Genomic DNA, 26,376 nt, shown 5'->3' on the forward strand with positions numbered 1-26,376 from the left:
AGAAGCTGGCCGTCCGCCGCGTCGGGCGGTGCCGATCAGGATGAGTTGCGGACGCTGCGTAAGCGGGTGGCGGAACTGGAGGTGGAGAAGGAGATTCTGCGGAAGGCAGCCGCCTATTTCGCCAAGGAGATGGGTCGTTGACCTGCAGCTACCGGTTCATCTCCGAACACCGCGCCGCGTTTGGCGTCGCACTGCTGTGCCGGGTCTTGGCTGTGCGCCGTCCTGGGTTCTACGAATGGATCGCGGCCGCGCCTGTCAGAGCCGCGCACGCCGCGGCCGAGGAGGAACTAGCCACCGAGATCGCCGAGGTCCACACCGAGCACCGCAAGCGCTACGGCTGCCCGCGGGTCACCATCGAACTCGTGCGCCTTGCTGAGGGTCCGCGTCTCGCCCGCGGAGTCACGCTGCCAGAGATCTTGGGGACCGAGGGTGAACCGTTCCCGGCCGGGGCACGTGTGCAGGGAAAGGCCCTGGACGGTGCCTCGGGATCGGAGTGTTGGCCATGACCGACGACGCTGTGCTGATCGCCGGACGTTACCGGCTGCTGGCCCGCGTCGGCCGGGGCGCGATGGGTGTCGTGTGGCGGGCGCGCGACGAGCTGCTGGACCGGGTCGTCGCGGTCAAGCAACTCGACGCGACCACCGGTGTCGGTGGCCGGCGCGGGATGCGGGAAGCGCGGGTCGCCGCGCGGCTGCGGCATCCGCACGCGATCACCGTCTACGACGTGGTCGAGCAGACGGGCAACCTGTACCTGGTGATGGAGTTCCTGCCGTCGAGTCTGGCGGGCCTGCTGGCCGAACACGGGACGCTGCCCGCCGGTTACGTCGCGAAGGCGGGCGCGCAGGTGGCGTCCGCGCTGGCGACGGCCCAGGCGGCGGGCATCGTCCACCGCGACGTCACGCCGGGAAACGTCCTGATCACCGCGGACGGCACGGCCGTGATCGCCGACTTCGGCATCTCCCGTGCCTCGGGGGAAGCGACGGTGACCAGCCGCGGGTTCATCGCCGGGACGCCCGCCTATCTCGCCCCGGAGGTCGCGGGTGGCGAGGAGGCCGGGTTCCCGTCGGACGTGTTTTCCCTGGGCGCGACGCTCTACACCGCGCTCGAAGGCAGACCGCCGTTCGGCACCAGTGAGAACACCTTGGCGCTGCTGGTGCGGATCGCTTACGAGGAGGTCGATCCGCCCCGGCACGGCGGCCCGCTCGCCGACGTCCTGCTCAGCATGCTCCGGCGCGACGCCGCCGAACGGCCCGCGATGGCCGAGGTCCGCACGGCGCTCGCCGAAGTCGCCCACGGCAGGCCCGTGCCGCCGCCCCGGCCGGTGGCCGTCACCCGCCTGATCCCTCGTCGCCGCAGGCTCCGGCGCTGGCGGGTCGCGGCGGTGACCGCCGTAGCCGCCTGCCTGGCCGGCGCCGCGTTCGCCGGAACCACGGCCGGGGGAGCCGAGACCACCGGTGCGCTCCAGGCCGCCCCGGCGCCGAGCACGACTTCGGTGCCGTCACCCGCTCCCGTTCTCCGAGACCGCGCGGAGTGTGAAGCGCGCTACGAGGTGACCCAGTCCTGGCAGGGCGGTTATCAGGTGCTGGTGACCGTGCGCAATCTCGGGCGGGTGAGCCTCACCGGCTGGGTGGTGCGCTGGACCGAGCCCGCCGGGCACCGGATCAGCAATCTCTGGAACGGCGTGCTCCAGCAGCGCGGCGCCTCGGTCGCGATCACCAACGCGGCGTGGAACGCCGTGGTCGCGCCGGACGCCTCGACCACCTTCGGGTTCATCGGCCTGACCCGCGGCGACAACCCCGCCACCCTGACCCCCACCTGCCAAACCGGCTGACCGTGCACGATCCCCGGGCCCGGGAACTTCAAGTTTCGTTCGCCCTCGGGCTGCTGCCCGCCGCGCCCGAGTCGACGAGCTGGCGGGCCATCGCCCAGGAGGGGGACGTGGCGATCAGGCACACCGCGGCGGGCGCCGACACCGGCCAGTTGCGCGCGGCGGGCGTCGATCTGATCGTGGCCTCGGCGGACCTCGCCGCGAACGAGCCGCGGGAATTCGAGGCGTACCAACGGTTCGGCGCACCGGTGCTGGTCCTGCCGAACGACGACGTCCCCGCGCAGCTCCGCATCGTCGCGGCGGCGTTCGGCCTCGACGCGCGCGCCGCGAACCTCGTCGCCGACCTCGAATGGGCCCTCGACGGGTTTCGGCCCTTCCGACCGGTGGGGTCGATCGCCGCGTTCTCCTGCCACGGCGACGGCGTCCTGCACCTCCCGGCGCACCGATCGCCCTTCGCCAGCCTGCTGCCGTGGGGCTCGGCCTGCCGAGCCCACGGCAGCCGAAACCCCCGGTGCCGTCCGCGCACCTGGACACGGTTTCCGTGGGCCCGGACCGGATCGGCGAGCTGGACGCCGACCTGATCCTTGGCCTCGATTTCGACGGTCACGGCCTGCGGCAAGTCGAAGACGATCCGCGCTTCGCGGTGCTGGACGGCGTCCGGGCGGGCAACTACCGCAGGCTGAGCCTGGCCGCCGCCTACGCGATGACGGTGCCGTCGATCCTGACCCTGCCGTCGGCCTTGAGCGTGCCTGAACGCGGCACTGGCGGACTGACGGGCGAAGGTCCAGTCCGTCTTGCCGCGGCGCCCGGCGGGTCGCCGCTAGCGGGTGGCGACGCGGCGGTAGCGCGCCACGGCGAGCGTCATGAACACGGCGATGAGCCCGAGTGAGCACAGTGCCGAGTAGAGGATCGCGTTCTGGGCGGGCCAGCCGTGCGGCTGCGGCAGGCTCGCCGGTGTCGGGTTGCCGAACAGGTCGCGGGCCGCGTTGGCCAGCGAGGTGATCGGGTTCCACTCCGCGATGGTGGCCAGCGGCTCCGGCATCGCGGCGACCGAGACGAAGCCCGAGGAGATGAACGTGGCCGGGAACAGCCAGATCAGCCCGAGGCTCTGGGCGACCTCGACGCTGCGGGAGACCAGGCCGATGAACGCGCCGACCCACGACATCGCGAAGGCGAACAGCAGGATCAGCAGGTAGCCGAACACGGCGTCGAGCGGGTTGCCGCGGATGCGCCAGCCGATGGCGAGCCCGCACAGGCTGGTCACCAGCAGGCTGATGACGCTGGTCGTCAGGTCGGAAGTGGTGCGCCCGAGCATGACCGCGACGCGGGACATCGGCAGCGAGCGGAACCGGTCGACGACGCCCTTCTGCAGGTCGTTCGCCAGCCCGATGGTGGTGAAGGAGGCGTTGAAGGTGACGGTCTGGGCGAAGATGCCGCCCATGATGAACTCGCGGTAGGTGTCGCCGCCGAGGCTGCCGCCGAACACGTAGCCCAGCAGCAGCACGAACATGATCGGCTGCAGCACACTCGCGAAGATCGAGCCGGGTGTGCGGCGGATGTTGAGCAGGTTCCGCCAGGCCAGCGCGCTGGAGTCCTTGGCGATCCGGGTCATGGTGCTCACGCGCCGACCTCCTGACGATCGAGCACGCCCGAGTGTTCGGGCCAATGGGTGACGGGCGGCAGCACCATCGTCTGCTCGCTGTCCACCGGTTCGGGGGCCCCGGCGGAGCCGCCGGTGAGCGCCAGGAAGACGTCGTCGAGGGTCGCCCGGCGCAGGCCGAGATCGAGCACCCGGACCCGCTCGGCGTTGAGCTTGCCGACGGCGGCGGCGAGCGCGTACTGACCGTCGCGCACCGGCACCTCGATCCGCCGCGCCCGGCGGTCCACCGACGGGGGAGCGGTGCCGACCGTGGACAGGACGCGGTGGGCGGTGGCGAGGTCGCGCTCGTCGGCCGTCACCAGTTCGAGCCGTTCCCCGCCGGTCGAGCTCTTGAGCTCGTCGCTGGTGCCCTCGGCGATCACCCGGCCGTGGTCGATGACCGCGATCCGGTCGGCGAGCTGGTCGGCTTCCTCGAGGTACTGGGTGGTCAGCAGCACGGTGGCGCCGTCGTTGACGAGCTCGCCGACGACGTCCCAGGTGTCGAGGCGGCTCTGCGGGTCGAGCCCGGTGGTCGGCTCGTCGAGCACCACCACGGCCGGGGTGGCGACCAGCGCGCCCGCCAGGTCCAGGCGGCGGCGCATACCGCCGGAGTAGGTGCCGGTGAGCCGGTCGGCGGCGTCGTCGAGGTGGAAGCGCTCCAGCAGCTCGCGGGCGGTCGCCGCGGCCTCTTTCCGGCGCATCCCGTACAACTTCGCGACCAGGTAGAGGTTTTCGAAGCCGGTCAGCTTGTCGTCCACCGCCGCGTACTGCCCGGACAGCCCGATCGAGCGGCGCACGGCGTCGGGGTCGGCCGACACGTCCACGCCCGCGACGAACACCCGGCCGGCGTCCGGGCGCAGCAGGGTCGTGATGATGCGGACGGTCGTCGTCTTCCCGGCGCCGTTGGGTCCGAGCAGCGCGAACACCTGCCCGGCGGCCATCTCCAGGTCGACGCCGTCGAGCGCTTTCTTGCTGCCGAAGGACTTCCGGAGCCCTTCGATGAGGACCGCGGGTTCGCGGTGGCGTCCGGGCATCACTCGACCTCCTGCGCGAGCTGGCTCTGCGGGGTGATGTCGGTCCAGTTCCGTTCGACGAACGCGAGGCAGTCCTCGCGCGCTCCGGGGCCGAACGCGGTGGTCCAGCCGGACGGGACCTCGGCGAAGCCGGGCCACAGTGAGTGCTGGTTCTCGTGGTTGACCAGCACCAGGTACTGCCCGCCGGGGATTTCGAAGGGGTTGGTCGAGTGGTCGCTCATGGGCGGTTTCCCGTTCTTGCTGGTGGCTGACAGGGGGAGACCGGGCGGCCGGGTTCGGCCTGCCGCTCGGTGAGGCGGCGCGCGACGACGGGACCGAGGTGGTCCAGCGCGTCGGGCTGGGTGAGCTGGGCGTGCAGGACGTCGACGCCGTGCTCGTCGACGGGCCCGGCGAAGTGGGGCAGCCAGTCGCCGAGGGTGGGGGACCGCTCGTCGCGGCCTCGCAACGCGGTGAAGAACAGCACTTCCGCGTCGATCCGCCCGGGGGTGAACGAGCGCATCAGGTTCGCCTGGGTGACGAACGCGCTCACCATCGCGCCGAGCGCCTCTTCGCCGAGGCTGCCCAGCGGGCTGTTCGCGTCGCGGTAGACCTGCAGCACCGCGGCGCGGTCCAGCGATCCGCCCGCGGGCACCGCGAAGCCCTGATTGACCAGCAGAGCGCCGAACATGTCCGACTCGCTGGCCGACTCCAGGCCGTCGCCGGGCACCTCGGGATAGGCGTCGAGCAGGGTCAGCAGGCCGATCTCGGCACCGGCCGTTTCGAGCTGGTTCGCGACCTCCTGTGCCAGGTTCCCGCCGAAGGACCAGCCGAGCAGGTAATAGGGCCCCGCGGGCTGGACCGAGCGGATCTTCGCCACGTAGTCGGCGGCGATCTCGGCGATGCTGCCAGGGTCGAAGTCCGGCTCGGTGAGCTTGCGCGACTGCAGCCCGTAGAGCGGCTGGTCCGGCGCGAGGTGCTTCAGCAGCCCCGCGTAAGTCCAGGACAGCCCACTCGCCGGGTGCACGCAGAACAGCGGCGGGCGGGCGCCGGTGGTCCGCAGGGGGAGCAGGACGTCGAGGTCGCCGCTGTCGGACCCGTCCTCGAGACGGGCCGCCAGCCCGGCGACGGTCGGGCTCTCGAACAGCCGCCGGATCGGCAGGTCCACACCGAACGCGCCGCGGATCTCGCTGATCAGCCTGCTCGCCAGCAGGGAATGCCCGCCGAGCTCGAAGAAGCTGTCGTCGATGCCGACCCGGTCCAGCCCGAGCGTGTCCGCGAACAGCTTGCACAGCACGTCTTCGCGCGGCGAGCGTGGCCCGCGGCCGGACACCGCCGTGGTGCCGTCCGGGTCGGGCAGCGCCCGCCGGTCGAGCTTGCCGTTGGGGGTCAGCGGCAAGCTGTCCAGCACCACGAACGCGGCCGGGACCATATAATCGGGCAGCGAGCCCGCCAGCGCGGCCCGCAGCGCGTCGGCCGACGGCGGTTCCGGGGTCGCCGGGACCACGTAGGCCAGCAGGCGCTGGTCCCGCACGACCACCGCGGCCTCGGCCACCGACGAGTCGGCTTCCAGCGCCGAGGCGACCTCGCCGGGCTCGACCCGGAAGCCGCGCAGCTTCACCTGGTCGTCGGCGCGGCCGACGAACTCCAGCGTGGCGTCGCGGCGCCAGCGGGCCAGGTCGCCGGTGCGGTACATGCGGGTGCCGTCGCCGTCGAACGGGTCGGCGACGAACCGCTCGGCGGTCAACTGCGTCCGGTTCAGGTAACCGCGGGCGACCCCGGCCCCGGACAGGTAGAGCTCGCCCGCCACCCCGGCGGGCACCGGGCGCAGCCGGGAGTCGAGGACGTAGGCGCGGGTGTTGTGGACGGGCCGTCCGATGCCAGGGCGGGGGCCGTCCGCCAGGCCTGCCACGACGGAGTCCACAGTGGACTCTGTCGGGCCGTAGAAGTTGTACGCGGTCAAGCCTTCCAGTGCGCGCAGCTCGGTCCACAGGCCGTCGTCGACCTGCTCGCCGCCCAGCGCCAGCACGCTGGGGCGGTGCCCTTCGCCGTCCAGCAGGCCCGCCGACATCAGCTGCCGCAGGTACGAGGGCGTGGTCTCGATCGCGTCCACGCCCCGCTCCCGCAGGTACCCGGCGAGCGCGCCGGCGTCACGCCGGGTGTCGTCGTCGACGATGTGCAGCTCGTGCCCGTCGATCATCCACAGGATCGGGTCCCACGACGCGTCGAACGCCACCGCGGCGGTCAGCGCGACGCGCAGCCTGCGCCCGCCGAGGCGGGCCGAAGCGGGTTCGAACACCTCTTCGTGGTGGTGGCGCAACAGGTTCGCCAGCGACCGGTGCTCGATGACGACGCCCTTCGGCCGTCCCGTCGAGCCCGAGGTGTAGATGACGTAGGCGGGGTGCTGCCCCGACAGCGGCCGCCGCCGCTCGGCGTCGGTCAGGTCCTCGGCGGCCTCGGCGGACAGGTCGGCCCGGTCGAGGTCGAGCACCGCCGCCGCGCCCGGCAGGTCCAGCCCGGTGGCGGACTCGGTGAGCACCAGCGCGGGCCCGGCGTCGGCGAGCATGTGGCGCAGTCGCTCGGCCGGGTAGGACAGGTCGATCGGCAGGTACGTCGCGCCGGACTTGAGGACCGCCAGCAGCGCGACCATGGTCCGGACCGACCGGTTGAGCGCGACGGCGACCGTGTCGCCCGTCCCGATCCCGCGGCCGCGCAGCAGCCTGGCGAGCCGGTTGGCCTCGGCGTTGAGCTCGGCGGCGGTGAGCTGGGCGCCACCCGCGACCACCGCGAGGTCGGTGTTGTCCAATGCCCGCCGCTCGAAGGCCTCGACGACGGTGCCGGGCGGCAGTGCCCGTGCGGTGTCGTTCCAGCCCTGCAGCACGGCCTCGATCTCGCCGGTGGACAGCAGTTCGAGCTCGCCGATCGGGCGGGCGGGCTCGTCAAGGGCGGAGTCGAGCAGCCGCGCCAGCCAGCCGGTGAACCGCTCCACGGTCTCCCGCTCGAACAGCTCGGAGCTGTATTCCAGCGTCCCGGTGAGCCCGGCGGGGGAGCCGTCGAGGTGACGGTGTTCGGCCAGCGAAAGCGACAGGTCGAACTTCGCCGCCGCGACCTCGCCGAAGTCCGCCACGGTCACCGCGAGCCCCGGCAGGCCGAGTTCCACGGTCGGGGTGTTCTGCAGCGTCAGCATCACCTGGAACAGCGGGTGGCGGCTGAGCGTGCGGACCGGCGCGATCTGCTCGACGACCCGCTCGAACGGGACGTCCTGGTGGTCGAAGGCGGCCAGGTCGGCCGCGCGCACCCGGCCGAGCAGCTGCTCGAACCCGGGGTCGCCCGAGAGATCGGCACGCAGCACCAGCGTGTTGACGAAGAACCCGACCAGCTCGTCGAGGGCTTCGTCGGTCCGGCCCGCCACCGGGGTCCCGATGGCGATGTCCGTGCCGCCGCCGAGTCGCGAGAGCAGCGCGGCGAGCCCGGCGTGCAGCGCCATGAACAGACTGACGCCGTGCTCGGCGGCGAAGGCCGCGAGCCGGGCGTGCAGCCGCTCGGGCAGGTCCACCCGGATCGTCGCGCCGGGGTGGCTCGACTCGGCGGGGCGCGGGTGGTCGAACGGCAGCGCGAGTTCCTCGGGCAGCCCGGACAGTGCCGCCGACCAGAAGTCGAGCTGTTGCCGCAGCGGGCTGGTCACGTCGTCCTCGCTGCCGAGGACTTCGTGCTGCCACAGGCTGTAGTCCGCGTACTGCACGGGCAGCGGGGCCAGGCACGGCTCGGTCTCGCCCAGCCGCGCGGAGTAGGCCGCGGCGAGGTCCCTGGCGAGCGGCGCGGTCGACCAGCCGTCGCTGGCGATGTGGTGCGCCACCAGCAACAGGACGTGCTCGTGCTCGCCGAGGGAGAACAGGCTCGCCCGCAGCGGCAGCTCGTGGTCGAGTTCGAACGGCTGGGCCGCCAGTGCCGAGAGGTCCCCGGCGAGCCGTTCGCGGTCGGTGAGCGTGACCGGCAGGCCGATCTCCGCCTCGCCGACGGGCAGCACCCGCTGGTACGGAACGCCGCCGGAGACGGGGAACACCGTGCGCAGGCTTTCGTGCCGGGCGAGCACGTCGAGCAACGCCTGGTGCAGCGCGGCGCGGTCGAGCTCGCCGTGCAGCTCCAGAGCCATCGGGATGTGGTACCCCGTGCCGCTGCCCTCGAAGCCGTTGAGGAACCACATACGGCGCTGGGCGTAGGACAGCGGAATGCGTTCGGGCCGCTCGCGCGGCTTCAGCGGGGCACGCACCTCGCGGACCTCCGACCAGCGTGCCGCCAGCGCCTCGGGGGTCGGCGCCTCGAACACCGTGCGGATCGCGACGTCGGCGCCCAGCCGGGCGCGGATGCGGCTGACCAGCCGGGTGACCAGCAGCGAATGCCCACCCAGCGCGAAGAAGTCCTCGTCGACGCCGACCTCGGGCACACCCAGCGTCTCGGCGAACAGCTCGCACAGCCGGGCTTCGGTGGTCGTGCGCGGACGTCGGGCCCGGCCGCTCGCCGCGACCTCGGGGGAGGGCAGGCGGGCCTTGTCCAGCTTGCCGTTCGGGGTCAGCGGCAGCTCCGGCAGCGTCATGATCACCTGCGGCACCATGTAGTCCGGCAGCTCCCGTGCCGCGAACGTCCGCAGCTCACGGGATTCGAGCGGCCGCCCGGCGACGACGTAGCCGACGAGCCGGTCGGCGCCCTGGGGTCCACTGTGGACGAGTACGGCCGCCGAGGACACCGCTTCGTGCTTGCCCAGCACGGCTTCGATCTCGCCCAGCTCGACGCGGAACCCGCGGATCTTCACCTGGTCGTCGACGCGGCCCGCGAACTCCAGCGCGCCGGAGCGGGTCCAGCGCACGAGGTCGCCGGTGCGGTACATCCGGGCGCCGCCGCCGGTGAACGGGTTGGCCACGAACCGCTCCGCGGTCAGCGCGGACCGGCCACGGTAGCCCCTGGCCAGCCCGGCACCGGCCAGGTACAGCTCGCCGAGCACGCCACCGGGCACCGGCTGGAGCCCGGCGTCGAGCACGTGGGTCTCGACGTTGTCCACGCCCGTGCCGATCACCGGCGTCGCGCCGGAGATCCTGGCCACCACCGAGTCCACTGTGGACTCGGTGGGGCCGTAGAAGTTGAACGCCAGCAGGCCGGGCGTCGAGGCGAGCTCACGCCACAACGGCGGGTCCACCGCTTCGCCGCCGAGGGCGAGCACGGCCGGGCGGTGCCGCTCGTCGGTGAGCAGCCCGAGCGTCAGCAGCTGGCGGACGTACGACGGGGTCGTCTCCATCGCGTCGATCCCGTGGCCGCGCACGTAGGCCAGCAGTGCCTCCGGGTCGCGGCGGGTGTCGTCGTCGAGCAGGTGCAGCTCGTGCCCGTCGACCCTCCACAGGATCGGGTCCCAGGAAGCGTCGAACGACACGCCCGCGGTGTGGGCGACGCGGAGCACGCTGCGGCCCGTGGTCGCCACGGCGGGCCCGTAGACCTGGGTCCGGTGGCTGTGCAGCAGGTTGACCAGCGCCCGGTGCTCCACCGAGACGCCCTTGGGGCGGCCGGTCGAACCCGAGGTGTAGAGCAGGTAAGCGGCGTCGCCCGGCTCTGGACGGGCGTTTCCGGGCAGCGCGGGAGGCACTGCGTCGAGCAGTCCCGGGTCGTCAAGCAGCACCGAGGGCAGCGCCGAGCTGAGCCGCCCGGCGATGTCGGCCGTGGTGACCAGCAGGGCGGGCCTGGCGTCGTCGAGCAGGTAGTGGATGCGGTCGGCCGGGTACTCGATGTCGACCGGCAGGTAGACCGCGCCCAGCTTGAGGATCGCCAGCAACGCCACGACGGTGTCCGCCGAACGGGGCAGCGCCACCGCGACCGGCTCCTGACGGCCGACACCCCGCGCGGCCAAGAGCCTGGCCATCCGGTCGGCCCGCTCGTCCAGCTCGGCGAAACTCAGCGAACGGCCCGCCGCGACCACGGCAGTCCGGTGTGGACTGTGCGACGCCTGGCGCTCGAACAGCGCGGGCAGGGTCACCTCGGGCACGGGCCGCTGCGCGCCGTTCCACTCGTGCACCAGCTGCTGTCGGCGCTGGGGAGTCAGCACCCCGGCGAGCCGCAACGGGGTCGCGGGCCGCTCGAGCGCGGTCGTCAGCAGCCGGACGAGGCCTTCGACGATCCACTCGGCGGTGTCGCGGTCGAACAGGCTCCGGCTGTATTCCAGTTCGCCGGTGATCCCGGCTGGCTTGCCGCGGGCGTCGTGGCGCTCGGTGAGGGTGAGCGACAGATCGAACTTGGCGGTGCCGGTGATCGCGGCGGGGTCCACCTCGATCCGCAGGCCACCCAGCTCGACCACCGGCTCGGGGTTGTTCTGCAGCGTCAGCATGACCTGGAACAGCGGGTTGCGGCCGGGGACGCGGTCGGGGGCGAGCTCCTCGACGATCCGGTCGAACGGCACGTCCTGGTGCTCGAAGGCGGCGAGATCGCCGTCGCGCACCCGGGCGAGCAGGTCGTGGAAGCTCGGGTCGCCGGACAGGTCGGACCGCAGCACCAGCGTTGTGACGAAGAAGCCGACCAGCTCGTCGAGCGCCGGGTCGGTGCGGCCGGCGACCGGGGTGCCGATCGAGATGTCCGTGCCCGCGCCGAGCTTGGACAGCAGCGCGGCGAGCCCGGCGTGCAAGGCCATGAACACGCTGGCGCCGCTCGCGGCGGCGACCCGCGCGAGGGTGGTGTGCAGCGCGGCGGGCAGCTCGACGGACACGGTGCCGCCCGCGCCGTCGGGCTCCACCGGACGCGGCCGGTCGGCGGGCAGGGTGAGCTCGGCGGGCGCACCGTCCAAAAGGGACTTCCAGTAGCCGAGCTGCGCCGACAGCCGGCTGGCCGGGTCGTTTTCCGAGCCCAGCAGTTCGCGCTGCCAGAGCGCGTAGTCGGCGTACTGCACGGTCAACTCGGGCAGCGCGGCGGAATCGTCGCGCAGCCGGGCCTCGTAGCTGACCGCGAGATCCCTGGCGAGCGGCCCGAAGGACCAGCCGTCCCCGGCGATGTGGTGGATCGCGAGCAGCAGCACGTGCTCGGTCCGCCCGGTCCGCAGCAGGCAGGCCCGCAGCGGCGCGTCGATCGTCAGGTCGAAACCGCGCGAAGCCTCGGCGGCGAGCCGGTCGGCCAGCTCGCCCGGCGCGACGTCGATCAGGTCCAGCCCGGCGCCGGTCGCCTCGGTGGGCAGGATCCGCTGGTAGGGCTCGCCGTCGGACTCGGCGAAGATCGTGCGCAGGCTTTCGTGGCGGGTGACCACATCGGTCAGCGCCTGCCGGAGCGCCGGGACGTCGACCTCGCCGGTGAGCCGCAGCACGACCGGCATCGTGTAGTCGGCGGAGTCCGGGTTGAGCCGGTTGAGGAACCACAGGCGTTGCTGGGCGAACGAGAGCGGGACCCGCTCCGGGCGCCAGCGCGGCGCGAGCACCGGGCGGTTGTCGGCGGCGGCCGCGCCGAGCCGTTCGGCGAGCAGCGCCGGGGTCGGCGCCTCGAACAGCGTGCGGATGGCGATGTCGGCGGCCAGCTCGGCGCGGATCCGGCTGACGATCCGGGTGGCGAGGAGCGAATGCCCGCCGAGTTCGAAGAAGTCGTCGTCCACGCCCACTTCGGCGAGGTCGAGCGTCTCGGCGAAGAGCACGCACAGGGCGCGCTCCGCGTCGGTGGCCGGGGGACGCGAGTGCGTCGCCGCGGCCGCTCCCGGCACGGGCAGCCGTGCCTTGTCGAGCTTGCCGTTGGGGGTCAGCGGGATCTCGGCCCAGGCGGTCACGTGCTGCGGGACGAGGTACTCCGGCAGTTCCAACGCCAGCCGTCGGCGCAGGTCCGCGGTGTCGGCAGTGGTCACCGCGTAGGCGGCCAGCCGCTGCTGGTCACCGGAACCGTGCACCACGACAGCGGCCTGTTCGACGTCCTCGAACGCGGTCAGCGCGGCCTCGATCTCGCCGAGCTCGATGCGGAACCCGCGGATCTTCACCTGCTCGTCCGCGCGGCCGACGAACTCCAGCGCGCCCTCGCCGGTCCAGCGCACGAGGTCGCCGGTGCGGTAGAGGCGGCTGCCGGGCCCGTCGAACGGGTTGGCGACGAAGCGTTGTGCGGTCAGGCCGGGCCGGTCGTGGTAGCCCCTGGCCAGTCCCGCGCCCGCCAGGTACAGCTCACCCGTCGCGCCGACGGCGACGGGCCGCAGGGCGGCGTCCAGCACGTAGGCGCGGACGTTGCCGACCGGCTTGCCGATCGTCGGCTCCGGGTAGGAGGACATCGCGGCGACCACGGAGTCCACTGTGGACTCCGTTGGGCCGTAGAGGTTCAGCGCCAGCAGGCGCGGCGCCGACGTGAGCTGTGCCCACAGCCGCGCGTCGACGGCTTCGCCGCCCAGCGCCCAGACCGCGGGGTGGCCGCTGGGCTGGTCGAGCACCCCGGCGGCCAGCAGCTGACGGACGTAGGACGGCGTTGTCTCGATGGAGTCGATCCGCTCGTCGCCCAGGTAGCGTGCGCACCGCTCGGGATCGCGGCGGACGTCGTCGGGCACCATGCGCAGCTCGTGGCCGTCGAGCATCCACAGGATCGGGTCCCACGAGGCGTCGAACGCCACCCCGGACAGGTGGGCGACGCGCAGCACGTCCTTGCCCGCCGCGTGGCGACCGGCGGCGAACACCGTCCGGCGGTGACCGGCGAACAGGTTCGTCAGCGAGCGGTGTTCGACCACGACGCCCTTGGGGCGCCCGGTCGAACCCGAGGTGTAGATCAGGTAGGCCGCGTCGGCCGGGCCGGGGCCAGTGCGCTCGGCGCCGATCGGCTCCGCGACGAGCGCGGGGTCGTCGAGCAGCAGCCGCGCCGCGCTCGTGGGCAGGTTCGCCTGGGTGGCCGTGTCGGTGAGCACGACGCCGGGCCGCGCGTCTTCGAGCAGGTAGGCGAGCCGCTCGGCGGGATAGGTCGTGTCGAGCGGCAGGTAGGCCGCGCCGGTGCGGCTGACCGCCAGCAGCGCGGCGACGAGCTCCGTCGACCGGGGGAGCGCCACGGCGACGACCTGACCGGCGCCGAGACCGCGCTCGGCCAGCACGGCGGCCAGGCGGTTCACCCGGTCGGCGAGCTCGGCGAAGGTCAGGCTGGTGTCGCCGTCCGACACCGCGACGGCGGACGGCGTCTTGGCGGCCTGCGCGGCGAAGAGCTCAGGCAGCGTCGCGGGCTCGGTGGCCATCGCGGTGTCGTTCCACTCGCGCAGCACCCGCTCGCGCTCGGCGGCGGCCAGCAGCTCGATCGAGCCGATCGCCACGTCCGGGGTGGCCGTCGCGGCCCGCAGGAGGCGCAGGAAGCGGCCGTGGTGGCCGGTCACCTCACCGGCGGTGTAGCGCGCGGGGTTGGCGTTGAAGTCGACCCGGATGCCGTTCTCGGCGGAGATGCCCTGCACGACGATGGACAGGTCGTCGACCGGGCCGACGGACAGGTTGTGCATCGACGCGTCGTGCGAGCCGAACTCCATGCGCGGGTCGAACGGGAGGATGTTGATCGTCGGGCCGTGCAGCCGGTGATCGCGGGGAAGGGCCAGGTCGCGGCGCAGGTCCTCGCTGCGGTAGCGCTGGTGTTTGAGCGCGGCGCGAACCTCTCGTGAGGTCTGCCCGACGAGCTCGGCCATCGTGGTGGCGGGCGTCACGCGCAGCCGCAGCGGGACGATGTTGGACACCATGGCGGGGGTGCCGCGCAGCAGTGGACTGCGGCGCGTGGTGACCGGCATGCCCAGCACGACGTCCTGTTCACCGGTCGCCCGGTGCAGGTACGCGGCCGCGGCGGCGATCACCAGCGGCGACCAGTCGGTGCCCAGCGTGCGCGCGGTCGTGCGCAGGTCCTGTGCCTCGTCCGGGCCGAGCTGCCCGGTCTGCTGGTGGAACGTGCCGGACAGGGCGGCGGCGGACCCGGTGAGCAGGGTGGCGGCGGGCCGGTCGGCGAACCGGTCGCGCCAGTACTGCCCGTCGGTGCCGAACCGGTCCGACTCCCGGTACGCGACGTCGTCGGCCACGAGCTCCCGCAGCGAGCCGAACCCGCTCTGGCCGCCGTCCACCCCGGCCTGCAGTGCCCGGTAGAGGTCGGCCACGCGGCGGATCATGAGTGCCGCGCCGTAGCCGTCGACCAGCAGGTGGTGCACGCGCTGGTAGAGGAAGAAACGCGCGGGGGCGAGCTGGAGCAGGACGGCCGTGTACAGCGGCCCGGACAGCGGATCCATCGGGACGGCCAGCTCGTCGCGCATCCAGGTGCGGGCGGCGGCCGCGGGATCGGGCTCGCCGCGCAGGTCGACCTGGGGCAGCGACCAGTCGCCGGGGGCGCCGATCACCTGGGCGGGGCGCTCGTCGACGACGACGAACCTGGTGCGCAGGGCGTCGGTCTCGGTCACCACCTGGCGGGTGGCCCGCTCCAGGGAGCCGGCCGCCACCTCGCCGTGAATGTCGAGGTACTGGGCAATGGTGAACAGGGAATTGCCGGGAGCCAGGGCTTGCGCGAACCAGATCCCCTGTTGCGCGATGGACAACGGAAAGCTCTTCCCATGACCAAGAACCACAATTCCCCCACTTTCCACATGCGTGGCGAACTTCCGCCCGGCGACACGAGTGGTTCGGTGGTTGCCGACAGCTGGACTGGTCCGGGTGACATGACACACCTTCGGGTGACACAAGATCGAGTTCCCCGTAGCGATGATCTACTCGCAGGTAGCTATTCGGGTGAAAGTTCGTTGCTGTCATGACAAAAGGCCGCGGCGGAAGCCCCTGTGAGGGGGTCCGTCGCGGCCTCAGCCCGTCATCCGGGCGTGGTGCTCAGAAGATGCTGATGTTCCCGATCGAAATGACCAGGCTGATGATCGACTGCATGAAATTCATTTGAACTCCTACGGTGGGGCGGTCCGGATTACGCCCTTGCTTCGGCAGGCACGCGTAACCAGGTGGGACCTTGTGTGGCACATCACGGTTTTATTTCCGGCGGGTGAGCACCGACACCGCGCCGCGAACGGCGGTGAGCCCGGCGATCATCGCGGCGACGGTGACCCAGGACGCGACGTTGAGCTGCGCGACGCCGGACAGGCCGTGGCCGAGATTGCAGCCACCGGCGATCCAGCCGCCCGCGCCCAGCAGGAAGCCGCCCGCGGCGAGCTGGAGGTAGCGCAGGGGACGTTCACCGCGGCGCTCGAACCCGCCCGCGGTGCGAGCCGCCACGGCCGCGCCCGCGACGATGCCGAGCAGGAAGGCGATGAGCCACCAGTTCGGCAGTCCGGCGGCGACACTCGCCACGGCGCCGACCGAGCTCGGCCCGAACGACGAGCCGCCGACGCCCGCCAGCACCCAGCCCGCGACGGTGACCAGGCCCAGCGCGACCCCGACCACAGGCCAATCCCACTGCCAGCGGTGTTCGGGGCGCTCGCCGGTGCGCCGGAGCCAGAGCGCTGCGACGGTCAGCGCGAGGAAAACGAGCGCGAACACGAGCTGGGGGATGCCCAGCAGCCCCGGGAACGTCGCACCGGGCCCGGGTGCGAGCACGGTCGGCCCCGGGAGCACGAGATCGCGGACGGCGAGTTCGCCCGCCGCCCAGCCGATCAGGCCGGCGACGCAGCCGAGCATCCCGGCGCCGAGTTTGAAGAACAGGCCGGACACGCAGCTGCGGGCGACCGCCATGCCCGCGCCGATCACGAGGCCGCCCGCGATGTTGGCGACCGGCGTGAACGGCAGGCCGCGGTTGAGGCCGTCACCCAATGGGGTGAGGAACACCAACGCCAGGCCCACGGCGGCGATCGCGACACCGAGCAGCCAGCCTCGGGCCAGCACGAGCCGGTGCCGGGTCAGCCCGCTGAACATGGCGTGGAAACACAGCTGGGAGCGCTGCAGCACGTATCCCATGCCGACACCCGCCGCGGCTCCCGCCGTCAGCGCGATCGTGGTCACCAGCCCGCCCCGTCCTGGAACAGCCCGCGACGCGATTCGTCGTGGGCAGCAGAGATTCGACGCCGGGGGCCGCCCGGATTGGTCGCCGGTGCGCTCCCCGGGGCATGATGGGCGGGAGATGAGTACACCGCCCGAATCCCCGAACCCCCGTCCCGCCTTCGTGGTGCCGGACTGGGTCTGGCTGGACCCGCTCGACGTGCGGGAGCGGATGCTGGCGCTGACCTACCGCGTCGCCAGGCGGATGGGCCGGTCCCGCCACGCGAGCGCGCGCCTGTGCCGCCGGGTGTTCTCCCCGCCCGCCACGATGGACGTCTGGGACGTCTCAGACCCGGCCGTCGACGGCCCGCTGGCTCCCCGGTTCGGCCGCAGGCTGCGCGCCAGGCTCGTCACGGAGGTGCGCGCCCAGTGGGGCAGGCGGCACAGGGACGGGCTGGAGGGCGCGTTGCGGGAAGCGGTGCTGCTCGACGAGCTGGCGCTGCTGCCGCCACGGCAGCGGTTCGCCCTGTGGGCCACGACCTTGCAGGGCCGGTCGGTGGCGGAAATCGCCGCGCACACCGGGTGGACGCCCGCGCAGATCGCCCGGCTGGTGCGCTCCGCGCTGACGACCCTCACCATCCGCACCCGGTACTGAGTCTGAGAAGGCGTCCGGACACTGATGTCATGTCGTCCAGTTTGGCGCCTGGGGCCGCGTCCCTTCAGTCGCCACCCCAGGCTTGCCGTGTGCCCTGATGGGAGCCTTCACGGCGTTTAACGCCGTCATGGTGGCCTTCAGGGGCACGCATGAAACGCGTTCTGAGATTCGGGCTTGACCTGAGGGATGTTATCGCTAACACTACCTCTACTCGTCACTCGGAAGGGTGACGCTAACGAGGCTGGAGGTGGCGGCGGTGGCCGGATCCGGAGCGGACGATCCCGGCAAGGTGGCGGGCAGGCAGGCCAGCTTGACCGACGTCGCGAGCCTCGCCGGTGTTTCGCACATGACCGTCTCCCGGGTGGTCAACGGCACCGGCCCGGTGCGCCCGGAGACCCGCGCCCGGGTGCTCACGGCCGTCGAGCAGCTGGACTACCGGCCGAACTCCGCGGCCCGCGCGCTGGTGACCGGCCGTTCCGGCACGCTCGGGGTGGTGGCGCTGGAGTCCAATCTGTACGGCCCGGCCAGCACGCTCTACGGCATCGAGAACGCGGCGCGCGAGGCGGGTTACGCCATCACGATCTCCAGCGTCAGCAGGCCACAGCGATCGTCCATTTCGGACGCCATCGAGTATCTGCGGCGCCAGGCCGTGGAGGGCATCGTGGTGATCGCCCCGCACGTGACGGCGGGCATCGCGCTGGAATACGCGCCGCGGGACGTGCCGCTCGTCGCGGTCGGCGGCGGGGAGACGGCCGCGGTGCCGGTGATCTCCGTTGACCAGTACGACGGCGCGCGCCGGGTCACCGAGCACCTGCTCGCCCTCGGCCACCGGACGGTCTGGCACGTGGCGGGCCCCGGTGACTGGCTCGAGGCCCGCGATCGCGAACGCGGCTGGCGGGAGACGCTGGACCGCCGCGGCGCCGACGTCCCGCGAGTCCTGCGCGGGGACTGGAGTTCGCGCTCGGGCTACGAGGCGGGGCAGGCGCTCATCAAGGAGAAAGGCGTCGGCGCGGTGTTCGCCGCGAACGACCAGATGGCCCTCGGGCTGCTCCGGGCGTTCGCCGAGGCGGGGGTCGCGGTGCCGCAGGATGTGCGGGTCGCGGGTTTCGACGACGTGCCGGAGGCGGCGTACTACTCACCGCCGCTGACCACGGTGCGCCAGGACTTCATCGAGGTCGGCAGGCGCACGTTCGGCCTGCTGGCCGAGCACATGGACGGCGGCGAGCAGCAGCGGGCGCGCCACCTGGTGACCCCGGAACTCATCGTGCGGGAGAGCACCGGCCCGCGCTAGACCACAGTGGACGGTCCCCGTAAGCGTTCACCCAGTGCAATGTTAACGCTAACACTCACAGGAGAGTCATGCGTCGCGAACGTTCTCCGGCAGGCTCGTCAACCCGGCCACGCCGCCGCTGCTGCCCGCCGCCGTCCGCGGCACGCCCCGGTTCCCCCGTCCAGAGCCCTGAGAACGGAGCAGAGTGTCAGCGATAACAGAACCACTCGTGGTCGGTGTCGACTTCGGGACGCTGTCGGGGCGCGCGGTCGTCGTCCGGGTGGCCGACGGCGCCGAGCTGGGCAGCGCGACGCACCGGTACCGCCACGGCGTGCTCGACCGGGCCCTGCCGGAACCTGCCCGGCCAGACGGGCGGGTGCTGCCACCGGACTGGGCGCTGCAGGTGCCCGCGGACTACGTCGACGTGCTGCGCCACGCCGTGCCCGCGGCGCTGGAGTCGGCCGGGGCCGATCCGGCGGACGTCGTCGGCGTCGGCACGGACTTCACCGCCTGCACGATGGTGCCGACGACCGCGGACGGCACCCCGCTGTGCGAGCTGCCCGAGTTCGCCGCGAACCCGCACGCCTACGTGAAGCTGTGGCGCCACCACGCCGCGCAGCCCCAGGCGGACCGGATCACCGCGCTCGCCGCCGAACGCCAGGAGAAGTGGCTTCCGCGCTACGGCGGCCTCATCTCGTCGGAATGGGAGTTCGCGAAGGCGCTGGAGGTCCTCGAAGAGGCGCCCGAGGTCTACGCCGCGATGCGGCACTGGGTCGAACTGGCGGACTGGATCGTCTGGCAGCTGACCGGCACGTACGTCCGCAACGCGTGCACCGCGGGCTACAAGGGCATCCACCAGGACGGCGGCTATCCGAGCGCCGGCTTCCTGCGCGAGCTGAATCCCGGTTTCGGTGGTTTCGTCAGCGAAAAGCTGGAGCATCCGCTGGGACAGCTCGGATCCCGGGCGGGCGGGCTCACCGCCGAGGCCGCTCGCTGGACCGGCCTCACCGAGGGCATCGCGGTCGCGGTCGGCAACGTCGACGCCCACGTGACCGCGCCCGCCGCACGGGCCGCCGGGCCAGGGCAGCTGGTCGCGATCATGGGCACGTCGACCTGTCACGTGCTCAACGGGACCGAGCTGCGGGAGGTCCCCGGCATGTGCGGGGTCGTTGACGGCGGGATCGTCGCGGGCCTGTGGGGCTACGAGGCCGGGCAGAGCGGGGTCGGCGACATCTTCGGCTGGTTCGTCGAGCACGGGGTCCCGCCGGAGTACCACGACCGTGCGCGGGAACTCGGGCTGTCCGTGCACGATCTGCTGTCGGAGCTCGCGTCGCGACAGGAGATCGGGGAGCACGGGCTCGTCGCGCTGGACTGGCACAGCGGCAACCGTTCGGTGCTGGTCGACCACGAGCTGTCCGGGCTGATCGTCGGCCAGACCCTGGCCACCCGCGCCGAGGACACCTACCGCGCGCTGCTGGAGGCGACCGCTTTCGGCACCCGCACGATCGTCGAGACCTTCGTGGCCGCGGGCGTGCCGGTGACCGAGTTCGTCGCGGCGGGCGGGCTGATCCGGAATCCGCTGCTGATGCGGATCTACGCCGACGTGCTGAACCTGCCGCTCTCGGTGAGCGGCTCGGCGCAGGGACCCGCGCTCGGCTCGGCCATCCACGCCGCGGTCGCGGCCGGGTGCCACCGGAGTGTCGGGGCCGCGTCGGCCGCGATGGGCTCGGTGCGGCGCGGGGTTTACCAGCCGATCCCGCGCAACGTCGAGGCCTACGACCGGTTGTACGCCGAGTACACGGCACTGCACGACTACTTCGGCCGCGGCGCCAACGAGGTCATGCACCGGCTGAAGGATCTTCGCCGGTCCGTCCGGAAAGGACAGAGCTAGATGTCCGTCACCGCTGGAATCCTCGGCACCGTCGCCGCACTGCGGGCGACGGTGGCCGAGCTGCACGGGGAACTGACCCGCAACGACCTGGTCAGCTGGACCGCGGGCAACGTGTCCGCGCGGGTGCCGGGCGAGGATCTGATGGTCATCAAACCGTCGGGCGTGTCCTACGACGCGCTGTCGGCCGAGACGATGGTCGTCACCGATCTCCACGGCGTCCTCGTCGAGGGTGAGCTCGCGCCCTCGTCCGACACGGCCGCGCACGCCTATGTCTACCGGCACCTGGCCCACGTGGGCGGGATCGTCCACACGCACTCCACCTACGCGACCGCCTGGGCCGCGCGCGGCGAGCCGATCCCCTGCGTGCTCACGATGATCGCGGACGAGTTCGGCGGGGAGATCCCGGTCGGCCCGTTCGCGCTGATCGGCGACGACTCCATCGGCCGCGGGATCGTCGAAACCCTGCGCGCCTGCCGTTCGTCCGCCGTGCTCATGCGGGGGCACGGGCCGTTCACCGTCGGCACGGACGCCCGCGCGGCGGTGAAGTCGGCCGTGCTGCTCGAAGACGTCGCCAGGACCGTCCACATCGCACACCAGCTCGGCACCCCGCCCCCGCTGCGCCAGGACGACGTCGACCGCCTCCATGCCCGTTACCGGAACGTCTATGGGCAGCACTGACCAAGGAGCACCATGCCTTCCGCAAGCAAACCCGAGCTCTGGTTCCTCACCGGGAGCCAGTCCCTCTACGGTGAGGAGACCCTCGCGCAGGTCGCCGGGCAGTCACTGCAGATCCAGCGGCTGCTCGCCGACTCCGGCCGGATCTCCGCCGAGATCGTCGGCAAGCCGGTGCTCACCGAGCCCGCCGCGATCCGCCGGGTGCTGCTCGAGGCGAACGCCGACCCCGCCTGTGCCGGGGTGATCGCCTGGATGCACACCTTCTCACCGGCCAAGATGTGGATCACCGGGCTCGACGCGCTGCGCAAACCGTTGCTGCACCTGCACACCCAGCTCAACGAGACGCTGCCGTGGCGGTCCATCGACATGGACTTCATGAACCTCAACCAGGCCGCGCACGGCGACCGCGAGTTCGGCTACATCCAGACCCGGCTCGGCGTGGCCCGCAAGACCGTCGCCGGGCACGCCGCCGACCCCGCGCTGGCCCGCCGCGTCGACGACTGGGCCCGCGCCGCGACCGGCCGTCAGCTGCTCGCGTCGCTGAAACTCGCGCGGTTCGGGGACAACATGCGCGACGTCGCCGTCACCGAGGGCGACAAGGTCGAGGCCGAGCTGAAGTTCGGCGTCTCGGTGAACACCTACGGCGTCGACGACCTGGTCCGGCTCGTCGACACGGTGTCCGAAGTGGACACTGACGGGCTGGTGGCCGAGTACGGCGGCACGTACCGTCTCGCGCCCGAACTGCGTGCCGGAGCCGGGCGGCACGAGTCGTTGCGGTACGCGGCCAAGATCGAACTGGGCCTGCGGCGCTTCCTGACCGAGGGCGGTTTCGGCGCCTTCACCACCAACTTCGAGGATCTCGGCGGGCTGCGCCAGCTGCCGGGGCTGGCCGTCCAGCGGTTGATGGCCGACGGCTACGGCTTCGGCGGCGAGGGCGACTGGAAGACGTCGGCGCTGCTCGCCGCGGTGAAGGCGATGGGCAGGGGGACCGGCCGGGGAACGTCCTTTATGGAGGACTACACCTATCACTTCGGCCCCGGCGAGCCGAAGATCCTCGGCGCGCACATGCTCGAGGTCTGCCCGAGCATCGCCGCCCGCCGCCCGTCGTGCGAGATCCACCCGCTGGGCATCGGCGGGCGCGAGGACCCGGTCCGGCTCGTGTTCGACGCCGCTCCCGGCGCCGCGGTGGTGATCGGGCTGGCCGACCTCGGCGACCGGTTCCGGTTCGTGGCCAACGAGGTCGAGGTCGTGCCACCCGACCAGCCGCTGCCGAACCTGCCGGTGGCCCGCGCGGTGTGGCGGCCCGCGCCGTCACTCACGACGTCGGCCGAGTCCTGGATCACCGCGGGCGCGCCGCACCACACCGTGCTCAGCCAGGCGGTCGGCACGGAGACCGTCCGCGACTTCGCCCACATGCTCGGCGTCGAACTGCTGGTGATCGACCACGACACCACCACCGCGGCGTTCGCGGACCGGCTGCGCTGGAACCAGGCGTACCACCGGCTCGCCCAGGGATTCTGAGTTAAGGAGAAACGATGAGGCTCACGAAACTGACCGGGATCGTCGCGCTGGGCGTCCTGCTGGCGGCCTGCGGTTCCAGTACCAAGACCGGCGAGCAGGCGGCCGCGCCGGGGGACAGTCCGGCGGGCAGCGCGGGGGCGCTGATCGGTGTCACGATGCCGACGAAGTCGTCCGAGCGGTGGATCCACGACGGGGACAACATCAAGGCGGCGCTGGAGAAGCTGGGCTACAAGGTCGACCTGCAGTACGCCGAGAACGACATCCCCACCCAGGTGAACCAGATCGAGAACCAGATCACCAAGGGCGCGAAGCTCCTGGTCGTCGCCTCGATCGACGGCACCGCCATCACCACCCAGCTGCAGGAGGCCGCCGACCGGAAGATCCCGGTGATCGCCTACGACCGGCTGATCCGCAACACCCCCGCGGTCGACTACTACGCGACGTTCGACAACTTCAAGGTGGGCGTCGAACAGGCGAACTCCCTGGTGACCGGGCTGGGCACCGGGCCGGGGCCGTTCACCGTCGAGCTGTTCGGCGGCTCGCCCGACGACAACAACGCGACGTTCTTCTTCAACGGCGCGATGTCGGTGCTGAAGCCGTTGATCGACAGCGGCAAGCTGGTGGTCAAGAGCGGGCAGAAGGACTTCGCCACCGTGGCGATCCTGCGGTGGGACCCGGCCACCGCGCAGCGGCGGATGGAGGACCTGCTCACCAAGACCTACGGCGGCGGCGCGAAGGTGCAGGGCGTCCTCTCACCGTACGACGGCCTGTCGATCGGCATCCTCTCCGCGTTGAAGAGCAACGGTTACGGCAGCGCCGCGCAGCCCTACCCCGTGGTCACCGGCCAGGACGCCGAGGTCGCTTCGGTCAAGTCCATCATCGCCGGCGAGCAGTACTCGACGGTGTACAAGGACACCCGCCGGCTCGCCGCGGTGACCGTCGATATGGCCGACGCCGCGCTGAAGGGCGGCAAGCCGGAGGTCAACAACACCACCGACTACGACAACGGCAAGAAGGTCGTGCCCGCCTACCTGCTGCAGCCGGTCGTCGTCGACAAGGCGAACTACCGGAAGGAACTCCTCGACTCCGGCTACTACACCCCGGCGCAGCTGAAATGACGGCGGACCTGCTGCGGATGCGCGGGATCACCAAGACCTTCCCCGGGGTCAAAGCGCTGCAGGACGTCCATCTCTCGGTCCGGCGTGGCGAGATCCACGCCGTCTGCGGTGAGAACGGCGCCGGGAAGTCGACGCTGATGAAGGTGCTTTCGGGCGTGTACCCGCACGGCTCGTATGAGGGCGAGATCAGCTTCGGCGGCGAGCCCTGCGAGTTCGCGACGGTCCGCGACAGCGAGCGGCGCGGGATCGTGATCATCCACCAGGAGCTGGCACTGTGCCCGCGGCTTTCCGTCGCGGAGAACATCTTCCTCGGCAACGAACGGGCCAAGAGCGGCCTGGTGGACTGGAACCGCACCAATCACGAGGCGGGTGAGCTGCTGCGCCGGGTCGGCCTGCGGGTGAACCCGGTGACGCCGGTGGCCGACCTCGGCGTCGGCAAGCAGCAGCTCGTCGAGATCGCGAAGGCACTGTCCAAAGAGGTCAGGCTGCTGATCCTCGACGAGCCGACCGCCGCGCTCAACGACGACGACTCCGCGCATCTGCTCGACCTGCTGCGCGGCCTGCGCGAAGAAGGCGTGACCTCGGTGATCATCTCGCACAAGCTCAACGAGATCGCCGCGATCGCCGACTCGCTCACCATCCTGCGGGACGGCCGCACCATCGAGACGCTCGACCTGCGGTCCGGCCACGTCGGCGAGGACCGCATCATCTCGGGCATGGTCGGGCGGGACCTGGAACACCGGTTCCCGCCGCACGAGCCGGACTTGGGGGAGGAGGTGCTGCGCATCGAGGACTGGACGGTGCACAGCCCGGCCCAGCGCGGCCGGGCGGTGGTGCGCGGCGCGAACCTTTCGCTGCGGCGCGGGGAGATCGTCGGGCTCGCCGGGCTGATGGGCGCCGGGCGCACGGAGCTGGCGATGAGTGTGTTCGGCCGCTCCTACGGCACGGACATCTCCGGGCGGCTGGTCAAGGACGGCCGGGAGATCGACGTCCGCTCCGTCGGCGACGCGATCAGGCACGGCCTCGCCTACGCCACCGAGGACCGCAAGCGGTACGGGCTCAACCTCGTCGAGGACATCAAACGCAACGTCTCCGCGGCCGGTCTCGGCAAGCTCGCGCGCCGCGGCTGGGTGAACGAGCACGAGGAGCACCGCGTCGCGAGCGAGTTCCGGCGGAGCATGAACATCAAGGCGCCGGGCGTGCTGAGTGTGACCGGCGAGCTCAGCGGCGGCAACCAGCAGAAGGTCGTGCTGGCCAAATGGATCTTCACCGATCCCGACGTGCTGATCCTCGACGAGCCCACCCGGGGGATCGACGTCGGCGCCAAGTACGAGATCTATTCGATCATCAACTCGCTGGCCGACGCGGGCAAGGCGGTGCTGGTCATCTCCTCGGAGCTGCCCGAGCTGCTGGGCCTGTGCGACCGGATCTACGCCCTGTCCGCCGGGCGGATCACCGGCGAGCTCACCCGCGCGGAGGCCACCCAGGAGCGCCTCATGCATTACATGACCCAGGAACAGGGGTAACCCGCCATGACCACCGCACCAGCGGAAGCCGAAGCGCCCGCCGCGAGCACCGGCTCCGGCGAGGCCCGCGCGCCGAGGCGGATCTCGTTCAACCCGCGCCAGAGCGGGATCTACGTCGCCTTCGCGCTGATCGTCGTGCTGTTCACGGTGCTGACCGGCGGCGCGCTCCTGGAACCGCAGAACATCTCCAACATCATCGTGCAGAACTCCTACGTGCTGATCCTCGCGATCGGCATGATCCTGATCATCATCGCCGGGCACATCGACCTGTCCGCCGGTTCGGTGGTGGCGCTGACCGGCGCGATCTCCGCCGTGCTGATGGTGAACCTCCACGTGCCGTGGCCGCTCGCGGTGGTCCTCACGCTGGTCGCGGGCGCGGCGATCGGCGCTTGGCAGGGGTACTGGGTCGCGTACTTCGGCATCCCCGCGTTCATCGTGACGCTGGCGGGCATGCTCGCGTTCCGGGCGCTGACCCTGACCGTGCTCGGCAACCAGGGGATCGGTCCGTTCCCGGACCCGATCCGGACGCTGGCCAACGGGTTCACCGACGGCTACCTCGGCAACGTGGGCCTCGGCCCGCTCGGCGGGGCCGACCTGGTCAGTTTGCTGGCCGGCGTCGTCGCGGTGGCCGGGATGACGTTCACCCAGTGGCGCAAACGCGCGGCACGGGCGGGCTATCTGCAGGAGGTCGACCCGCTGGGGCTGTTCGTGCTGAAGCTCGCCGGGGCGGCCGCGCTGGTGCTGGCTGTGGTCGTGCAGCTGGCGCGGTTCAAGAACCTGCCGTGGGTGCTCGTGCTGCTGACGGCACTGGTCGTCGGCTATTCGCTGCTCACGACCAGGGCCGTGTTCGGCAGGCACATCTACGCCGTCGGCGGCAATCTGCAGGCGGCGACGCTGTCGGGGGTGAAGGTCAAGTCGGTCACCTTCTGGATCTTCGTCAACATGGGTGTGCTGGCGGCGCTGGCGGGCGTGATCTTCGCCGGGCGGCTCAACCAGGCGGGTCCCACCGCGGGCGTCAACTTCGAGCTCGACGCCATCGCGGCCGCGTTCATCGGCGGCGCGGCCGTGCAGGGCGGGGTCGGCAAGGTGGTCGGCGCGATCACCGGCGGCCTGATCATGGCGGTCATCAACAACGGGATGTCCCTGATCGGCGCGCCCAGCGAGCGGGTGATGCTGGTCAAGGGCCTGGTCCTGCTCGCCGCGGTCGTCTACGACGTGTGGACCAAGCGCCGCGCCGGGCGGGCGTCCTAGCGCAGCTTCGGTGACGCCACGGAGGGTGGTGCCGCTCGACTGCTCACGCGCACACCACAGGCCGGTGCGCTGTCGCTCGAAAGCGG

The 26,376-nt window shown here is 71.8% G+C and carries 17 protein-coding genes; 12 read left to right on the forward strand and 5 right to left on the reverse strand.

Features of this window, described 5'->3' with window-relative positions; translation table 11 throughout:
• The first annotated feature begins 137 nt into the window (after positions 1–137).
• Genes QMK34_RS34450 through QMK34_RS34465 form a run of 4 tightly spaced genes read left to right on the forward strand, consistent with a single transcriptional unit; the run spans position 138 to position 2,717 of the window.
• Positions 138–506: a hypothetical protein gene (locus tag QMK34_RS34450; RefSeq protein WP_326418877.1), complete on the forward strand. Its 369-nt coding sequence runs from the start codon at positions 138–140 to the stop codon at positions 504–506.
• Positions 503–1,831, forward strand: coding sequence for a protein kinase domain-containing protein (locus tag QMK34_RS34455; RefSeq protein WP_326418878.1), 1,329 nt, complete (start codon positions 503–505; stop codon positions 1,829–1,831). The genes QMK34_RS34450 and QMK34_RS34455 overlap by 4 nt, the downstream gene beginning before the upstream one ends.
• 2 nt (positions 1,832–1,833) lie before the next feature.
• On the forward strand, positions 1,834–2,409 hold the full coding sequence (locus tag QMK34_RS34460; protein ID WP_326418879.1) for a hypothetical protein: 576 nt from the start codon (positions 1,834–1,836) through the stop codon (positions 2,407–2,409).
• Complete coding sequence (locus QMK34_RS34465) at positions 2,370–2,717, forward strand: hypothetical protein (RefSeq protein ID WP_326418880.1); 348 nt, start codon at positions 2,370–2,372, stop codon at positions 2,715–2,717. The genes QMK34_RS34460 and QMK34_RS34465 overlap by 40 nt, the downstream gene beginning before the upstream one ends.
• On the opposite strand, the gene QMK34_RS34470 is transcribed toward QMK34_RS34465, so the two are convergent.
• From QMK34_RS34470 to QMK34_RS34490, 5 genes are all read right to left on the reverse strand, one after another.
• Complete coding sequence (locus QMK34_RS34470) at positions 2,649–3,440, reverse strand: ABC transporter permease (RefSeq protein WP_326418906.1); 792 nt, start codon at positions 3,438–3,440, stop codon at positions 2,649–2,651. The genes QMK34_RS34465 and QMK34_RS34470 overlap by 69 nt on opposite strands.
• A 5-nt stretch (positions 3,441–3,445) precedes the next feature.
• Positions 3,446–4,501, reverse strand: a complete 1,056-nt coding sequence (locus tag QMK34_RS34475; RefSeq protein WP_326418881.1) for an ATP-binding cassette domain-containing protein — start codon at positions 4,499–4,501, stop codon at positions 3,446–3,448.
• Positions 4,501–4,722 carry an MbtH family protein gene (locus QMK34_RS34480; RefSeq protein WP_326418882.1) on the reverse strand — a complete coding sequence of 74 codons (222 nt, stop codon included), beginning with the start codon at positions 4,720–4,722 and terminating at the stop codon, positions 4,501–4,503. The genes QMK34_RS34475 and QMK34_RS34480 overlap by 1 nt, the downstream gene beginning before the upstream one ends.
• The gene (locus QMK34_RS34485) at positions 4,719–15,005 is read right to left on the reverse strand and encodes a non-ribosomal peptide synthetase (protein WP_326418883.1); all 10,287 of its coding nucleotides are present in this window, start codon (positions 15,003–15,005) and stop codon (positions 4,719–4,721) included. The genes QMK34_RS34480 and QMK34_RS34485 overlap by 4 nt, the downstream gene beginning before the upstream one ends.
• Before the next feature lie 436 nt (positions 15,006–15,441).
• Positions 15,442–16,407: a YeeE/YedE thiosulfate transporter family protein gene (locus tag QMK34_RS34490; protein WP_326418884.1), complete on the reverse strand. Its 966-nt coding sequence runs from the start codon at positions 16,405–16,407 to the stop codon at positions 15,442–15,444.
• 118 nt (positions 16,408–16,525) lie between these two features.
• Between QMK34_RS34490 and QMK34_RS34495 the strand changes: the two genes are divergently transcribed.
• From QMK34_RS34495 to mmsB, 8 genes are all read left to right on the forward strand, one after another.
• Complete coding sequence (locus QMK34_RS34495; RefSeq protein ID WP_326418885.1) at positions 16,526–17,038, forward strand: sigma factor-like helix-turn-helix DNA-binding protein; 513 nt, start codon at positions 16,526–16,528, stop codon at positions 17,036–17,038.
• Between the two features lie 256 nt (positions 17,039–17,294).
• On the forward strand, positions 17,295–18,329 hold the full coding sequence (locus QMK34_RS34500) for a LacI family DNA-binding transcriptional regulator (protein ID WP_326418886.1): 1,035 nt from the start codon (positions 17,295–17,297) through the stop codon (positions 18,327–18,329).
• 193 nt (positions 18,330–18,522) lie between these two features.
• Positions 18,523–20,199, forward strand: coding sequence for a ribulokinase (araB, locus tag QMK34_RS34505; RefSeq protein WP_326418907.1), 1,677 nt, complete (start codon positions 18,523–18,525; stop codon positions 20,197–20,199).
• Entirely contained in the window at positions 20,200–20,877 is a 678-nt protein-coding gene (locus QMK34_RS34510) for an L-ribulose-5-phosphate 4-epimerase (RefSeq protein ID WP_326418888.1), read from the forward strand.
• A 12-nt stretch (positions 20,878–20,889) separates the two neighbouring features.
• The gene (araA, locus tag QMK34_RS34515; protein WP_326418889.1) at positions 20,890–22,395 is read left to right on the forward strand and encodes an L-arabinose isomerase; all 1,506 of its coding nucleotides are present in this window, start codon (positions 20,890–20,892) and stop codon (positions 22,393–22,395) included.
• A 14-nt stretch (positions 22,396–22,409) separates the two neighbouring features.
• Positions 22,410–23,513 carry a multiple monosaccharide ABC transporter substrate-binding protein gene (gene chvE, locus QMK34_RS34520; RefSeq protein WP_326418891.1) on the forward strand — a complete coding sequence of 368 codons (1,104 nt, stop codon included), beginning with the start codon at positions 22,410–22,412 and terminating at the stop codon, positions 23,511–23,513.
• Positions 23,510–25,039 (forward strand): multiple monosaccharide ABC transporter ATP-binding protein, encoded by a 1,530-nt coding sequence (gene mmsA / locus QMK34_RS34525; protein ID WP_326418892.1) that lies wholly within the window; start codon positions 23,510–23,512, stop codon positions 25,037–25,039. The genes chvE and mmsA overlap by 4 nt, the downstream gene beginning before the upstream one ends.
• Before the next feature lie 6 nt (positions 25,040–25,045).
• Positions 25,046–26,290, forward strand: coding sequence for a multiple monosaccharide ABC transporter permease (gene mmsB / locus QMK34_RS34530; RefSeq protein ID WP_326418893.1), 1,245 nt, complete (start codon positions 25,046–25,048; stop codon positions 26,288–26,290).
• Positions 26,291–26,376 lie beyond the last annotated feature (86 nt).

The sequence above is a fragment of the Amycolatopsis sp. H20-H5 genome (assembly GCF_035828755.1).
GTDB lineage: Bacteria > Actinomycetota > Actinomycetes > Mycobacteriales > Pseudonocardiaceae > Amycolatopsis.

Excerpts from the sequence above, each read along its gene's own strand:
- QMK34_RS34455 (WP_326418878.1), top strand. The coding sequence starts at position 503 with ATGACCGACGACGCTGTGCTGATCGCCGGACGTTACCGGCTGCTGGCC.
- QMK34_RS34470 (WP_326418906.1), bottom strand. The coding sequence starts at position 3,440 with ATGACCCGGATCGCCAAGGACTCCAGCGCGCTGGCCTGGCGGAACCTG.
- QMK34_RS34475 (WP_326418881.1), bottom strand. The coding sequence starts at position 4,501 with ATGCCCGGACGCCACCGCGAACCCGCGGTCCTCATCGAAGGGCTCCGG.
- QMK34_RS34480 (WP_326418882.1), bottom strand. The coding sequence starts at position 4,722 with ATGAGCGACCACTCGACCAACCCCTTCGAAATCCCCGGCGGGCAGTAC.
- QMK34_RS34495 (WP_326418885.1), top strand. The coding sequence starts at position 16,526 with ATGAGTACACCGCCCGAATCCCCGAACCCCCGTCCCGCCTTCGTGGTG.
- QMK34_RS34510 (WP_326418888.1), top strand. The coding sequence starts at position 20,200 with ATGTCCGTCACCGCTGGAATCCTCGGCACCGTCGCCGCACTGCGGGCG.
- araA (WP_326418889.1), top strand. The coding sequence starts at position 20,890 with ATGCCTTCCGCAAGCAAACCCGAGCTCTGGTTCCTCACCGGGAGCCAG.
- chvE (WP_326418891.1), top strand. The coding sequence starts at position 22,410 with ATGAGGCTCACGAAACTGACCGGGATCGTCGCGCTGGGCGTCCTGCTG.
- mmsA (WP_326418892.1), top strand. The coding sequence starts at position 23,510 with ATGACGGCGGACCTGCTGCGGATGCGCGGGATCACCAAGACCTTCCCC.
- mmsB (WP_326418893.1), top strand. The coding sequence starts at position 25,046 with ATGACCACCGCACCAGCGGAAGCCGAAGCGCCCGCCGCGAGCACCGGC.